The organism is Pseudomonas sp. D1-1 (genome assembly GCF_051132225.1).
Lineage (GTDB): Bacteria > Pseudomonadota > Gammaproteobacteria > Pseudomonadales > Pseudomonadaceae > Aquipseudomonas.
In genome coordinates, this window is the sequence record NZ_CP071676.1 from 4,215,289 (window position 1) to 4,230,349 (window position 15,061).

A 15,061-nucleotide genomic window follows, 5' to 3' on the forward strand; every position below is an offset into this window, starting at 1 on the left:
AACGGGAAGTGTAAAGGGCTATCACTGGTCCTGATAAGGCCCAGGCGCCATCTTCCCGGTCAATACAATACAGTGAAGATGCGCGTTATGACTCGCAGGTCACGCTAAATGCTGAATAGGCCCCATCAAAAAGCTATTCAACCAACAACCAGGACAGCGGAGTGCCACGCTTGATAGCCTGCCGAGCGCGACGGCCCATCAATGAATCCTGGTGTTTGGGCGCGAGTCCAAGGCCCGGGCGGATGGCACGGACGTTCTGCGACGTAAACGCTTCGCCGGGGGCCATGTCTTGCGTTACGTACAACGAACGACGGTAGACCAAAGATTTGCGCTCGGCCTCGGTCACGCCGTAAAGCACCTGCCCCATGGCCTGCCAGGCACGCTCGGTTTCGATCACCAGCGCTGCCAATTCTGCAGGTTCCAGGGAAAAACCGGCATCCACCCCGCCAGCGGCGCGATCAAGGGTGAAATGTTTTTCAACGACAGTCGCCCCTATCGCCACCGCAGCAACGGACACGCCGACTCCCATGGAGTGATCCGACAAGCCCACCTCGCAACCAAACAACTCCCGCAGATGGGGGATGGTGCGCACGTTGCTGTTGGCTGGTGTGGCGGGATACGTACTGGTGCATTTGAGCAACACCAGATCCTTGCAACCGGCCTCGCGGGCGGCACGCACGGTTTCATCGAGCTCAGCGATGCTCGCCATGCCGGTGGAAATGATCAGCGGTTTGCCCGTCGCAGCGACCCGACGAATCAGCGGCAAGTCCGTGTTTTCAAAACTGGCGATCTTATAGGCGGGCACGTCCAGGCTTTCGAGGAAATCCACAGCGGTCTCGTCGAACGGCGTCGAGAACGCGAGCATGCCCAGCGCCTTGGCCCGGGCGAAAATCGGAGCGTGCCATTCCCAGGGCGTATGGGCCTTTTCGTACAAGTCATAGAGCGATGTACCCGCCCAAAGGCTGCTGGGGTCCTTGATGAAGAATTCCCCTTCGCTCAGATCCAGCGTCATGGTATCGGCAGTGTAGGTCTGCAGCTTCAAAGCGTGAGCGCCGGCATGGGCGGCGGCTTCGACGATCTGCAAGGCCACTTCCAGCGATTGGTTATGGTTGCCGCTCATCTCCGCAATGATGAAAGGCGGCGCGTCAGCCCCGATACTGCGCTGACCGATCTTGAAACTACTCATGAGGATGATCCTTCAATACGCGCGTGAACACGCATGTGCCTTGACTGAAACCGGCTTGGCGGAACAGGTCCAGAGACGCTTGGTTAGCGGGCAGAACCTGAGCGGTAAAGCGGCTCAATTGCGGCCAGTGGACGGTAGCAAACGCCTCACCATGGGCCAGCAATGCCCTGCCCCACCCCAGCCCCAGGCGGTTCTCGAATAAATAGATCGATACCAGCGCTTCGCTGCCTTGCAGGTCATAACGCAATACGCCGACAGGTCCGTCGGACGCATCGCCAACCAGCAATAAACGCTGTGGATTGACCAGGCTGCCTTGCAGCCATTGGCAATGGCGATCCCAGTCGACGGGTGAACGATCCAGCGATACACGGCGCACGGCGTCGGCATTACGCCCCTCGAAAAGCAGATGGGTGTCAGCTTGCGTGGCCGGTCGAACCTGCAGCAACGCGCCGGCCATGGCTACAGCGACCCTGGATGCGCCCAAGCCATCGACCAACTGCAGGGAACGCTGGGCCAAACTTTGGCGCAACCCTTGGTTGCCGACGAGGAATCCGATGGCTTGGCGCAACTGCTCCATCGTAACGTCCTCTTTGGGTCCCAGATAAACATGAGCCCCGAATGTCGCCATCATCTCGCTGTTGGCCTGCTGATTGTTCGATACCGCGATACAAATCGTGGGCAACCCCATGGCGGCCCGCTCCCAACTGGTTCCACCACCGGCACCAATGAACAGGTCGGCCTCCAGCATGAGCCGATGAAAATGACTGACGAAACTGTGCAATCGCCAATGGGGACGACTTGCCGCCATCCGTTGCATGCGAGCCCACGCCGGGTTATCCGCACCGGCAACAAAATCCACTTCCAGCTCAGGGTAATCCGCCAGCGCCAGCATTGCGTGATGAGTCTGCATCGCCGCATCAAAACCGCCGAAATTGACAAGCACGCGCCTGACCTTCGGTTTTATCTCGATCGCCCCGCAACGAAACTCATCGCGCAACAACGCGTAACGCGGTCCCAGCAGCGTACGGCAATGCTCGGGCAGCAACCCTTCATACGCAGCTTGGGTACCGGACAGATTCTGATTAAGCAGGAGGTCGACGCTATAAGTCCGGGTCGCCAGGTCATCCACCGCCATGATCCTTGGCGCAAGGCGCCGGGCAGCGGTCTGCCAATTATGATCCAGACCATAGTGGTCAACGATGATCCAGTCGAAACCGGGCCTATCGGCCAGCGCCTGCTCCAACGCCTCGATATCCGCTTGCCAGGGCAACAATGACTCGATGGACTGTTGCGGATCTTCTCCGGGATAAAAGTCCGGCAGGGAGAACGTCTCGAAGCCCTCGGCCTCCAAGGCGTGCAGACGATGCCCGATGAGCAACCGACAGGCGAACGCGACGTGCGCGCCCTGCCCGCGCAGGACTCGCGCCAAGGTCAGGCAACGGGCGATGTGCCCGCTGCCGATGCTGGGTGAAGCGTCGGCGCGGATCAGCACTCTCATTGCAATTCACCGCCTGCTTTCAAAGCGGCGTAGAGATACTCGGCGCGCTTCCAGTCTTCGGCTGTATCGATGTCTTGCACCAGATGACGAGGCAGCACTACCGGCAGGCTTTTCGGCGAAAACAATGCATCGCCACGCAACCAGGCGTCCCGGCGCCCCCAATAGAATTGGCCAGCATCCTGAAAAGCTTCGGCCAGGTCCTGGGAGCGGGTGTCGCGAAATTGCGGGTACAGAGGCGTCAACGCGCCCTGTTCGTCCAGTGTCAATGCACGTTGCACCGGAAAGCCAAAACCGGTCACGGAAAACGCGAACGACTTCTCGGGATGCTCGCGCAGTAAGTCAAAACCTTCACGTAGAAACCGCGGTTGCAACAAGGGGGCGGTGGCATAAATGCAACAGACAAAGTCGAACGAACGCGCACGCAATTCATTCAGGGCATGGACAATCACCGTCGCCGTTCCGGTGAAATCATCCGCTAACGCTGCCGGTCGCAGGAATGGCACCTGCGCACCGTGAGCCTTCGCCACTTCGGCGATTTCTTCGTCATCGGTGCTGATGAACACCGCGTCGAACAACGTCGACTCCAGCGCCGTGCGAATCGAGCGGACAACCATCGGCACGCCATCGAATGGCTTGAGGTTCTTGCGGGGAATGCGCTTGCTGCCGCCACGGGCAGGAATGATCGCGATTGCGCTCACGCGTCGTTACTCCTCAAGCAATCGTTTCAGTTGCCCAACCACATAGTCCTGCTGTTCGTCGCTGAGGGAAGGAAACATCGGTAGGCTGATGGCCTCGGCGTAATAACGTTCAGCCTGTGGATAATCACCTTGGGCAAATCCCAGATCGCGGTAATACGGTTGCAAATGGACCGGTATGTAATGCAGGTTCACGCCGATCTTGGCCGCGCGCAAGCCTTCGAAAACCTGACGATGACTGAGGGAAATCTCATCAAGTCGCAAGCGCACCACATACAAATGCCAGGCCGATTCGGCGTCGGCTTGCACGCCGGGCAAGGTCAGCGGCGAACCACCCAGCAACTGATTATAGCGCGCCGCCAAACCACGACGCCGGGCGACAAACCCATCGAGCTTGTCCAACTGGGAAAGCCCCAGGGCAGCTTGAAGATCCGTGATACGGTAATTGAAACCCAGCTCCACCTGCTGATAGTACCAGGGCCCATGGCTGGGCTCGCTCATCTGCGCGGCGTCACGGGTCATCCCATGGCTGCGCAGACGTTGCAGGCGCTGCGCCAGCTCCGGGCGATTGGTCAGGACCATCCCGCCTTCAGCGCTGGTAATGATTTTCACCGGATGGAAACTGAACACCGTCATGTCCGCGAATTCGCCACACCCCACTGGCCTGTCGGCATAAGACGCGCCCACGGCATGAGAGGCGTCCTCAATGACCGTGAAGCCGTATCGCTCGGACAGGCGAGAGATCTCACGCATGTCACAGCTTTGCCCGGAGAAGGCTACCGCCACCAAGACCTTTGGCAGGGTCCCGTCACACTCGGCCCTGTCGAGTTTTATGGCCAAGGCAACGGCATCGAGATTCCAGGTCAGCGGATCGATATCGACGAAATCCACCTGCGCGCCGCAATAACGGCCGCAATTGGCTGAGGCCAGAAAAGTGTTTGGCGTGGTCCACAAGCGATCCCCAGGCCCAAGCCCCGCAGCCAGGCAAGCGATGTGCAGCGCGGCGGTCGCGTTGCACACCGCCACGGCATAACCGGCCCGGCAGCGACGGGCCATGGCCTGTTCAAAACATTCAATCGCCGGCCCTTGCGTCAGCCAATCGGACTGCAACACGGCGACGACGGCATCGATGTCAGCCTGATCGAGGCTTTGCCGACCGTAGGGAATCATACCGATAGCCGGGCGTGCAGATCGGCGATCTGTTCCACCGATAAAAAGTGAGGATTGGTGTCAGAACGATACTCGAAGTCCTCCGCGACGGGAGTGCCTCGTTCGCCCAGGTTGTCCATAGCGAAATCCACATCCACGTTGGTGAAGCGAATCGACGGCTGGATTGTGTAATGGTCTGTGAACTCGATCGTCATGCGTGCATCATCCAGCGGCACCATCAACTCATGTAGTTTTTCACCGGGGCGTATGCCCACGTTCTTGCGCGGCAAATGTCCAGCCATGCCCGACGCCAAATCGATGATGCGAATCGATGGAATCTTCGGCACGAACACTTCGCCGCCGTGCATGCGGGCGAAGCTGTCCAGCACGAATTGCACACCGTGATCGAGGGTGATCCAGAAGCGAGTCATACGTTCATCGGTAATTGGCAGCTCCGTCGCGCCCTCGGCGATGAGCTTGCTGAAGAACGGCACCACCGAACCCCGGGAGCCGGCAACATTGCCATAGCGCACGACGGCGAACCGGGTCTGCTGTTCACCCGCGATATTGTTGGCCGCCACGAACAATTTGTCCGACAGCAACTTGGTCGCGCCATACAGGTTGATTGGGCTGGCCGCTTTGTCAGTGGACAGTGCAACGACTTTTTTCACACCGTTCTCGATCGCCGCTGCGATGATATTTTCTGCGCCATTGACGTTGGTGCGAATGCATTCGGTGGGATTGTATTCAGCCGCGGGCACTTGTTTGAGCGCTGCTGCATGCACCACATAATCAATCCCGCGCATGGCCTGGCGCAGACGATCGGCGTCACGCACGTCTCCCAGGAAATAACGCATGCAGGGAGCATTGAAGGTTTGTTGCATCTCGTACTGCTTGAGCTCATCGCGGGAAAACACCACCACGCGCTTGGGCTGGTACTGCTCCAGCAACCGGCGGATGAAATTACGCCCGAACGAGCCGGTGCCGCCTGAGATGAAGATCGATTTACCGTTGAACATACCTTGAGTCCTTTGCCTGATTACCAGGCCTATGCGAGCAACCTTGCCCAATCCACTGCCGCAGCGGTGCCCAGCGCAAAGCCGGTTCCGGTCAAGGCCAGGTTTGGGTTACGCACCGCGTCATGGCTGAAGCGCGCCTCCCACTTGTTGCGCAAGACCTTGGTCGCCTCCGGTGCATCAGGGAACGTACCGGAGTGCAGCATTTGGGCCTGGGGAGTCCAGACGGTGAGATAACCCGCATCCGCCGCTTTCAGGCACAGGTCGACGTCGGCAAACGCTTCACCGAAATGTTCCTCGTCCAGGCCGCCAACGGCTTCGAACAAGTCTTTGCGGATCATCAGGCACGCGCCGGACACCGCCGAGTAGTTCTGTTCCGCCTGATGGCCGTTAAGATAGCCCTTGGCGTCCTTGCGTTCGCCAACGAACACCGAGGCCACCCTCCCATCGGGCTTCAGTACCAGCCCTGCCTGGGTAGTGATACCACGGTTATCCATTTGCTTACTGCCGACAATCCCCACCTCGGGCCGCTGGGCCTGATTGAGCAGGCTGTCGAGCCAGTTGGCATTGATCACCTGCACTTCGGCCGACAATAGCACCAGATACTCGCCCTTGGCTTGCGAGCTCGCCCAGTTGTACAGAGCCGACGCACTGAGGCGACTGTCGCTGCGCAGAACGCGGATCCGCTCGCCCTTGCCTTCCAGGCTATCGAGCCACTGAGCCAGTTCCTCGGATCGGCTGTGGTTATCGGCAACCAATATTTCGTGCCGATGGTAGCGGGTGCGTTGCAGCACGCTGACCAGCGCCTGCTGTACCTGCTCGAAATTGTCTCGACTTTCGAGAATGATCGACACCAGTGGCCGCTCGGCATGCTGGTAATCGATCTGGTATGTCAGCGGTAGCGCCGAGATGACCTGGGCGCGATAGCCGCGGGCGGCCAGGTGGCGCGTCAGTACCTGACGCTCCTGGGGCTTTTCCTCTTCCGGCGGGGCGTCGCAGATCAGCAACGGCTCGGCCAGGTGCGCCAGGCCGGCCAGCCCTGCGTCTTCAATCAGGCGCAACAGCAGATCCTGCTCCAGGGCCTGGGTGTATTCGGGCGTGAATCCTCGGGCCTGGGCCAGCACTTGGCGATTAATCAGCCAATGCCGCGCCATCAGCGAAGGCACCGATTGCAGGAAATCGAGATTGACGCCAGGGCGGAACACATCGATGAGGCTGCCATCAGCCTTACGCTGGATTTCATCCATGGCCACCGCGCGAACGCCGTCGGCATCGATCAGCTCGAGGCTCGCGCGCAACAGGCCACTCGGGGTGAACTGGTCACCGGTCTCGGCAAGCACCATCCAGTCAGCAGTCGATTGCCCGATGATCTGATTGACGCGCTCAACATAATTGGAGGTGCTGACTTTGACGAAGTGCACGGTGTCGCGCACGGTGGTGGTCGCCGGCAGGTCGCCGGTGGTGAAGACCACCACGTTGAACGCCTTGCAGTGGCCATTGACCAGACTGTCGAAGGTGGCCTGTAGCTTGAACATGTCAGCGTCCAGGTCCAGCAGCAGAATGCCAAAGCGCGGTCCGCCCTGATGCTCGACCAGATGGGCTGCAATGGATGTGAGCTGTTGGGCGTTGGGGCTGCGTGCTTCAAGCCAGCTCAACAGACGGCCGGAGTGCATGTTATCCAGCAACCGGCGATCCTGCTGGCCCGGCACCGAATCCAGCCGCTCGGCCCAGGCCTGCAATTTCACCGCTTCGTCTGGTTCGTCGCTGTTTTTCAACGACTCGGCCAGGCGCTTGACCACTGTGCGGTTGAATGCGTAAAGGCTCTGGGCCTCCCATAACCGGCTGCGTATCGTGCGCTCGTTGTCGTTAGGTTGCAGCCGCATCAGTTCATGCTGACGCAGCAGGATGCCTTCCAACTGCTGAAGCTGAAGGCGACCGGCCGGCATTGCATGCAGCAGGAACTCAAATTGAGTGAGCAGGTCGAAGACCCGCTGATTGTAGAACGGCATTTCGACAAATTGCTGTGGGCCAAACGAACGGACCGGCTCGCCCCCCGCCTCCAGCCATGTCGAGCGGATGATCTGCGTGCCTTTGAGTGAGCGCCCCTGCAGCAGGCAGTCAGCCATGGCCGCGAAGCTGTCCAGGGCAATCTGCTTGACGCGCCCCGGCGCCTGCTCGCGCAGAGGCGTAGGGAGAGACGCCAGGAACTCGGCGAACTGCTCACGCTCGGCGACGCTTTTGGCGTCTTTGTAACTCAGCACCGTCAGCACGTTGGTGTTGTGTTCGGAGCCGCCGTAGTTGAGTTCGCGCACGGCGAACGGAATCGGCAGGATCCGTGCCTTGGCACAAGCCAATAGGTAAAAGCTATGGCCGATTTCCTGCCACTCGAAACTGGTGCCTGGCGGCAGCATGCCGTACCACTGTTGCAGCAGGTCAGTGCGGGTAACGGCGTAGAACGGCGGCAGGAACTGATCCATGAAGCGGATCACCCGGTCCTCGGCCAGTTCGCTGTCGTAGTCCTCGTGCACCTTGCGGTCTCGGCGGAAGTAGCAGACTTCTGTCGCGCAGGACAAATACATGATGCCGTAGCCGTGGCAAAGGCCGTAGTCGGGGTTGGCTTCGAGAAACTCCACCGACTCGGTCAAGGCATCATGCAGCAGGAAATCGTCATCGGCGGCGAACACCATATAAGGCGTTTTGACCTGGTTGACACCATAGGTCAATTTTTCCTGAAGCCCTTTGTAGGTGAATTGAGGCAAGTGGCGGTAATCGACCGATGGAAAATCCCGGGCGATCTGATCATCCCGCTCCACCGAGGAATCCAGCACCAGCACCGAGCACGGATAGCTGCTGTAGTAATGCAATGTGCGGCGCAGGAATGCGCTGCGGTTGTGGGAAATGACCACCACGGTGAACCGCTCGTTCAGCGGTGCCACGTTGTTTTGAAGCATATTTCGAACCTGCATATTTCCTAGTCCCCACAACCTGCCAGACGCCAATGACTTGAAACGGATGGATTAACGAACCCGACGCAGATAACCATCCGGGGCAACGGTGATCAGGAGTTTGTTCTGCAGTTGCTGGTCGATTTCGAAGCTGTCGTTTTCTTCGAGGTATTTCCACACCGCGGTTTTAGGGTTGTCGCCCGGCCCCCATGGGCGATCCGGGAAGAAGTCCGCCGGCATGTCTTCCACCACCGTGTCCATCACCACGCAGTAGCTGCCCACCGAAACCAACGGCGCATACAGACGCAGCTCTTCAAGTACATGGTCATGGGTGTGGTTGGAATCGAGTACCAGAATGACTTTCTTGCCTTTGGCCGCTGCACGCACCTGCTCGGCGATGGCCGGATCGATACTCGAACCTTCGATCATCGAGATGCGTTTGCTCATCGGATGGCTCTCGATGGCTTCGCGATTGTGCGGGCGAATATCCAGGTCGATACCCAGCACTTCGCCGTGGCCTTGCAACTCCAGCAACGAAGCGTAATAGATGATCGAACCGCCGTGGGCGATACCGCATTCAATGATCAGGTCAGGCTTGATCTGCCAGATCAGTTCCTGCATGGCCATCATGTCCTGTGGCAGTTGGATGATCGGCCGCCCCATCCATGAAAAATGGTAGCTGTACTTGTGGCGGGCCGATTCGTTGAAAAACGCCTTGGCCAGGCCGACGAGTTTCTGATCTTGGCCTTGACCGGCGATTTCGGTCTGGCATTGGGCTTCGAATGCTTTATGGATAGTGTTGTCGGTCATTTTCGAATCTCGTGGTTATTGAAACGAAGCGCTGTCAACGGCGTGGTAGACGTAGCGCCCACCGGTCATCCGCTTGATCTCTTCGAGGTAATTAGAATTCATGACAAATACATGCGCCCCTTCAGGTAGAGCAGCCATCGCCTCCTCGGGGGAGGAAACCCGCACCCCACTCAACGGCAGGTATCGCCCCTGCTTGGCCGGGTTGATATCCACCACGCAGTCCACTGCAACACCGGCTCGTTGCAGGAATAGCGAGTAGATCACGCCCTTGGACGACGCCCCCCAGATCGCCGAGCCTTGCCGCGGCGCAGCCTGAACAATCTGCACGGCGTGACCGAGACTGGCGGTGAATCCGTTGGGCAATTGCAAGGCTGGAACGGGCTGATCCGGCTTCAGGCGCAACGTGGCCAGATCAGCAACGATATACAGGTACTGACCGCCGAACAGGTGCCCGGCCTCATGTACCGTGCCAAACATCCGGTGCAGGTCAGCGAGGCGGAAATAGTTGACATGTTCGTAGAACAGGTCGAACCAGGCACGATGTTCGAGGATCCAGTCCAGGCACGGCACCTCGATGTAAATCTGTCCGCCCTGGTTGGCCGCCGCGATCTCAGCAAGAAAAGCCACCGGGTCCTGGATATGCTCCAGCACATGACGCAACACCACCGCATCGGCGGACAGGCCCAGTTCGCGAGTGAACGGCGCCTTGATCACGCCTGCGCTGTCGCCCTCATAGGCGGGATCGATACCCGTGATCGTGTAGCCACGCTCCTTGAGCAGTTCCAGAAAATAGCCTTTGCCGCAACCGACCTCGATCAATTCCTGGCCGCTGAAATGCCGGGCGATGATGCCTTCCACGTCAGCAAGATGCTTCTGGAACTGACCGGAATAGGCCTGTTCATTCTGGTAATCGCTGTCATAGCTGAGCTTGTCAGCATCGAACGCCTGATTGAAAACCAACCCGCTCACGTCGTCCTGGACCAACACCATGTCGGCGCTCGCCGAGGCTCTGGCCGACTGCTCGTTGGCGAAGGTACGGTTCTGCAGAACCGGAAGGCCGGTGGCCCGGTATAGCTCACGCGTCATGTTCGGCTCCCAACAAAGTATGCAAACGTTCGGCCACGCCCCAGAACGCCATGGGTTCGTGAGTCGGATACGGATAATGACCGAGGTTCAGGCGAATGGCCGCGCCACGCTCACGTAACCTTGCTTCTACCAGCGCACGAACCGACACCGGCTCGCCACTTGAGCAATTGACGACACCATTGAATTCGCGCCGCGACAGCAGCCCCGCCAGATAAGCACTCGCTGTTTCGATTGCCAGGTAATCGCGCAACTGCTCGCCACCCGACATATCGAATACCGGCGCCTGGGCATCAATGGCCCGGTCCAGCGCCGCGAGCAGGCTGGTGGGGTTCTGACCAGCGCCGTGCAGATAGAACAAACGTGCCCACTGCAAGGTGAACGGGTGCTCGCGTTGCAGGTGTTCAAGGAACAGGCGCAAGGTGTTTTTTGCCAAGCCGTAAGGGTTGGCCGGTTGCGGCGCAGTCTGCTCATCGAGCGGTCCGCTCTGCAGGCCATATTCGAAACAGGTCCCCGTGACCAGCACCTGGCCCACTCCCGCCATGACCGCCTTTTTGATGAACTGATAATCGGCCATCAGGTTATGTTCGAAATGAAACAGTGCCTGGTAATTCGGCAATCCCGGCCACGCCAGATGCGCCAAGGCATCGACATCCTCGACCAATGCAGCAACGTCCAGTTCTTCGGCATGGACATCGGCCGCGACGAATTCAACCCGGTCGAACCAGGGCAATGCCTTGGCAGGCTCCTCCCGGCGCGCAACGGCCCTGACCTGACAACCGCGAGCGAGCAGGGCCGCGACCAGATGACGGCCGACAAACCCGGTGGCGCCAGTCACTAACACCTTCATAGCAGCGTCAGCTCAGGCACCGCGATGACGAATTGCCCGCCCCATTGACGAACCTCAACCAGCTGCTGGCTGACTTCGCTCAGCAAGTTCCAGGGCAGGACGACAACGTAGTCGGGTTTCTCTATTGCGATACGCTCAGGCGACACGACAGGAATCCGACTGCCCGGCAAATATTTACCCTGCTTGTGCGGATTGGCATCCGCCACCCACGCCAGCAGATCAGGCTTGACCCCGGCGTAGTTGAGCAAGGTGTTGCCCTTGGCGGCCGCGCCGTAACCGACCACGTGCTTACCATCGGCCTTGGCCTGCAACAAAAAGCGCAACAGGCCATGCTTGATCGCTTCGGCAGCCGGCGCCAGGGTGGCGTAGTACGCGGCGGTTTTCACGCCGGCATCCAGTTCGGCCTGTAACTGTTGTTGCACCGAGGACTGGACCGGGCGTCGAATGCCGTCGACACGCTGGACGAAGACTCGCAACGAACCGCCATGGGTCGACAGCTGGCTGACATCGAAGACTTCAAGCCCATTGCGCTCGCACAGGGTTTGCACGGACGTCAGCGACAAGTAAGAAAAATGTTCGTGATAGAGCGTGTCGAACTGCTGCCCGGCCATTAATGTGAGCAGTTGCGGAAACTCGAACGTGGCGACACCGGTCGGCTTGAGCAGGGTGGCAAACCCGGCGAGGAAATCATTGATGTCCGGCACGTGGGCCAATACGTTGTTGGCCGCCATCAAATCCGCTGCCCAGCCTTCGCCCTCCAGCTGCGCGGCCGTTTCGCGACCAAAGAACAACTCGCGGATCTCCAGACCTTTGGCACGGGCGGCCTCGGCGGTGCTGCGCGTCGGCTCGACCCCCAGGCACGGGATACCGCGCTTGGCCACGAACTGCAACAGGTAGCCGTCGTTGGCGGCAATTTCCACCACGCGACTGTCAGCGCTCAGGTCGAAGCGCTCGACCATCTCGGCAACATAACGCTCGGCGTGGGCCAGCCAGGTGCTGGAAAAAGAACTGAAATAGGCGTACTCGGCGTCGAACAGCGCATCCGCGCTGGTGTAATCCTCGGTCTGCACCAGCCAGCATTGCTGGCACACTGCAACTTTAAGCGGCACCCACTGCTCGGCCTGATCCAATTGTTCGGCCCGCACATATGCGTTCGACGGCGGCGAAGTACCGAGGTCGATCAGTGGCAAAGCCAGGGCAGTCCCGCAACCTCGGCAGTTCATAGACGCACTCCAGCAAAACGTTCGTCGAGTAAAGGATGGTTGCTATCCCGGCTCGACAGATTATTGACAGACAGCGGCCAGGCAATCGCCAGCCGCGGGTCATTCACAGACAGGCCACCCTCATGCTCCGGAGCGTAGTCGGCACTGTGCAAGTAAAGCAGCTCAGCGTCGTCGGTCAGGGTCTGGAACCCATGGGCAAACCCGGCCGGGATCAACAGACTGCGGCCATCACCAGCCTTCAGGTGCTCGGCATGCCATCGCAGGAAGGTCTCGGACTCGGGTCGCAAATCCACGGCCACATCCCAGACTTCGCCACGCAGACAGGTGATCAGTTTGGCTTCCGGCTGCGCTGCGTTCTGATAATGCAAACCGCGCACACTACCCCGCTCACGGGTGCAGGAATGATTGATCTGGCGGATATGGAACGGCTGGCCGAAGGCACTCAAGCTACCTTCACAGAACAGCCGGGCGAAATGTCCGCGCTGGTCTTCGAAGCGTTTGTGCTGGACGCTGAACAGACCGTCCAGCGGCAATGTCTTCAAATAAAATTCGCTCACAACCCGCCTCGGTACAGGTTCAGTTGGCCGAGGGTGACTTGACGCATGTCGTCACCGTTCTGCCATGCCAAGTGCCAATCCAGGGTCTGGCCCAGACACTGTTGCAGCGACCAGCGCGGCTGCCAGCCCAGCAGTTGCCGGGCGCGGCTGCTGTCCAGGCGCAACAGGCCGGCCTCATGCAAGTCGCTCGGCTCGATGCGCAAGCCCGGCGCTTGCGGCCAGCGCTCGGCCAGCAACTGGACTACTTCGCCAACGCTGCACATGTCAGCCTCACCCGGGCCGAAGTTCCAGGCCCCGGCGAACTCTGGTCCCTGCTGATACAGGCACTCAGCCAACTGCAAGTAACCGGCCAACGGTTCGAGGGCGTGCTGCCATGGACGCACGGCTTGTGGATAACGCAGCGTCACCGGCTCGTCTGCCGACCAGGCCTTAAGCACATCAGGAATCAGGCGCTCGGGAGCGAAATCACCGCCGCCCAGCACGTTGCCTGCCCGCGCAGTGGCCAGGGCCAGACCATGCTCGGCATAGCGCTCAACCGAAAAGAACGAGGCAGCGTAAGATTGTGCCAGCAACTCGCAGCAGGCCTTGCTGCTGCTATAGGGATCGTGACCGCCCAGGGCCTCGTTTTCGCGGTAGGGCCATAACCATTCCTGGTTGGCGTAGACCTTGTCGGTAGTAACCAGTACGCACGCCTTGACGCCGCCCACCTGGCGAACCGCTTCCAGCAGGTTGAGAGTGCCCATGACGTTGCTGGAATACGTGCCCAACGGGTCTCGATAACCTTCGCGCACTAACGGCTGGGCTGCCAGATGCAGGACTATTTCCGGCTGCGCGTCCGCCAGGATTTCCAGCAAGGCACCGAGGTCGCGCAAGTCGCCGCGTCGGTCATCGATGCCCTCGCCCACGCGGGCCAGTTCGTACAGGTTCGGCTGGGTGGCCGGGTCAAGGGAAAAACCACTGACCTTGGCCCCCAGGCTTTGCAGCCACAGCGTCAGCCAACTGCCCTTGAAACCGGTATGACCGGTAACCAGCACCCGCTTACCGCGCCAGAATTCCGCGCTCAGTCCCATTGCTTCCATGGGGCCTCCCCGCTTTGCCACAGGGCTTCGAGGTGGTTTTTATCCCGCAGGGTGTCCATTGGATGCCAGAAACCGTCGTGCTGAAACGCCTGAAGCTGCTGCTCGGTCGCCAATGCCGCCAGCGGCTCGGCTTCCCAGGAAGTCTGGTCGTCAGCGATATAAGGCAGGACCTGCGGCGAGAGTACAAAGAAACCACCGTTGATCCAGCCACCGTCACCCCGAGGTTTTTCAGTAAAACCCAGGACCGTATCGCCATCGCGCTCTAGCGCGCCGTAGCGTCCCGGCGGCTGGACTGCGGTGACCGTGGCGAGCTTGCCGTGCGCCAGGTGAAAATCCACCAGCGCACCGATATTGAGGTCCGAAACACCATCGCCATAGGTGAAGCAGAACGCCTCTTCATTTTCCAGGTAACGGGCCGCCCGACGCAGCCGTCCGCCGGTCATGGTCTCTTCGCCCGTATCGATCAGGGTCACGCGCCACGGCTCGCTGTAGTTCTGGTGAACGTCCATGCGGTTGTTGCACATATCGAAAGTAACATCGGAGGTGTGCAGGAAGTAATTGGCGAAGAAATCCTTGATGGCATAGCCCTTGTAGCCTAGGCAAATAACGAAGTCATGAATTCCATGGGCGGAATACTGCTTCATGATGTGCCAAAGAATTGGCTTGCCACCGATTTCGATCATCGGCTTGGGCTTGAGGTGCGACTCCTCGCTGATCCGCGTGCCGAGACCACCTGCCAAGATAACTGCCTTCATCGTCTCCCCTCTTGTTCATCACCGGGCTCGGCCAAGCGTTGTTTTGCTTGCGAGCGCCGGGATTACACCTGCGATGCCGATCCGGGCGCTGCGACGGGGCCGCGAGCGCTCGTTTTATGGCGATATGAGGGGGACTTGCAGGAAACGCGCCAGCACACGGCGAAGTCCATCGCCCTTTGCGAGAGTTACCCTGTTACTCCCTTCGGCCGTAAAAG

The 15,061-nt window shown here is 59.6% G+C and carries 13 protein-coding genes; all 13 read right to left on the reverse strand.

Going from position 1 to position 15,061, the window contains the following annotated elements:
- Positions 1-133 precede the first annotated feature (133 nt).
- Genes pseI through rfbF form a run of 13 tightly spaced genes read right to left on the reverse strand, consistent with a single transcriptional unit; the run spans position 134 to position 14,846 of the window.
- Positions 134-1,186, reverse strand: a complete 1,053-nt coding sequence (gene pseI, locus J3P86_RS18855) for a pseudaminic acid synthase (protein ID WP_434698614.1) — start codon at positions 1,184-1,186, stop codon at positions 134-136.
- Complete coding sequence (gene pseG / locus J3P86_RS18860) at positions 1,179-2,684, reverse strand: UDP-2,4-diacetamido-2,4,6-trideoxy-beta-L-altropyranose hydrolase (RefSeq protein WP_434698615.1); 1,506 nt, start codon at positions 2,682-2,684, stop codon at positions 1,179-1,181. Before pseG ends, pseI begins: the two co-directional genes overlap by 8 nt.
- Positions 2,681-3,382: a pseudaminic acid cytidylyltransferase gene (pseF, locus tag J3P86_RS18865; RefSeq protein WP_434629208.1), complete on the reverse strand. Its 702-nt coding sequence runs from the start codon at positions 3,380-3,382 to the stop codon at positions 2,681-2,683. The genes pseG and pseF overlap by 4 nt, the downstream gene beginning before the upstream one ends.
- A gap of 6 nt (positions 3,383-3,388) precedes the next feature.
- The gene (gene pseC, locus J3P86_RS18870) at positions 3,389-4,549 is read right to left on the reverse strand and encodes a UDP-4-amino-4,6-dideoxy-N-acetyl-beta-L-altrosamine transaminase (protein ID WP_434698616.1); all 1,161 of its coding nucleotides are present in this window, start codon (positions 4,547-4,549) and stop codon (positions 3,389-3,391) included.
- Positions 4,546-5,547, reverse strand: coding sequence for a UDP-N-acetylglucosamine 4,6-dehydratase (inverting) (pseB, locus tag J3P86_RS18875; protein WP_434698617.1), 1,002 nt, complete (start codon positions 5,545-5,547; stop codon positions 4,546-4,548). Before pseB ends, pseC begins: the two co-directional genes overlap by 4 nt.
- A gap of 29 nt (positions 5,548-5,576) precedes the next feature.
- Entirely contained in the window at positions 5,577-8,510 is a 2,934-nt protein-coding gene (locus J3P86_RS18880) for a TIGR00180 family glycosyltransferase (RefSeq protein ID WP_434698618.1), read from the reverse strand.
- Positions 8,511-8,561: 51 nt separating this feature from the next.
- Positions 8,562-9,299: a cephalosporin hydroxylase family protein gene (locus J3P86_RS18885; RefSeq protein WP_305499578.1), complete on the reverse strand. Its 738-nt coding sequence runs from the start codon at positions 9,297-9,299 to the stop codon at positions 8,562-8,564.
- Positions 9,300-9,314: 15 nt separating this feature from the next.
- On the reverse strand, positions 9,315-10,385 hold the full coding sequence (locus J3P86_RS18890) for a class I SAM-dependent methyltransferase (protein WP_434698619.1): 1,071 nt from the start codon (positions 10,383-10,385) through the stop codon (positions 9,315-9,317).
- Entirely contained in the window at positions 10,375-11,232 is an 858-nt protein-coding gene (locus tag J3P86_RS18895; RefSeq protein ID WP_434698620.1) for an NAD-dependent epimerase/dehydratase family protein, read from the reverse strand. The genes J3P86_RS18890 and J3P86_RS18895 overlap by 11 nt, the downstream gene beginning before the upstream one ends.
- The gene (locus J3P86_RS18900; protein WP_434698621.1) at positions 11,229-12,455 is read right to left on the reverse strand and encodes a methyltransferase domain-containing protein; all 1,227 of its coding nucleotides are present in this window, start codon (positions 12,453-12,455) and stop codon (positions 11,229-11,231) included. The genes J3P86_RS18895 and J3P86_RS18900 overlap by 4 nt, the downstream gene beginning before the upstream one ends.
- The gene (rfbC, locus tag J3P86_RS18905) at positions 12,452-13,012 is read right to left on the reverse strand and encodes a dTDP-4-dehydrorhamnose 3,5-epimerase (protein ID WP_434698622.1); all 561 of its coding nucleotides are present in this window, start codon (positions 13,010-13,012) and stop codon (positions 12,452-12,454) included. Before rfbC ends, J3P86_RS18900 begins: the two co-directional genes overlap by 4 nt.
- Positions 13,009-14,091, reverse strand: a complete 1,083-nt coding sequence (gene rfbG / locus J3P86_RS18910) for a CDP-glucose 4,6-dehydratase (protein ID WP_434698623.1) — start codon at positions 14,089-14,091, stop codon at positions 13,009-13,011. Before rfbG ends, rfbC begins: the two co-directional genes overlap by 4 nt.
- Positions 14,073-14,846 carry a glucose-1-phosphate cytidylyltransferase gene (gene rfbF, locus J3P86_RS18915; protein ID WP_434698624.1) on the reverse strand — a complete coding sequence of 258 codons (774 nt, stop codon included), beginning with the start codon at positions 14,844-14,846 and terminating at the stop codon, positions 14,073-14,075. The genes rfbG and rfbF overlap by 19 nt, the downstream gene beginning before the upstream one ends.
- Positions 14,847-15,061: the final 215 nt, after the last annotated feature.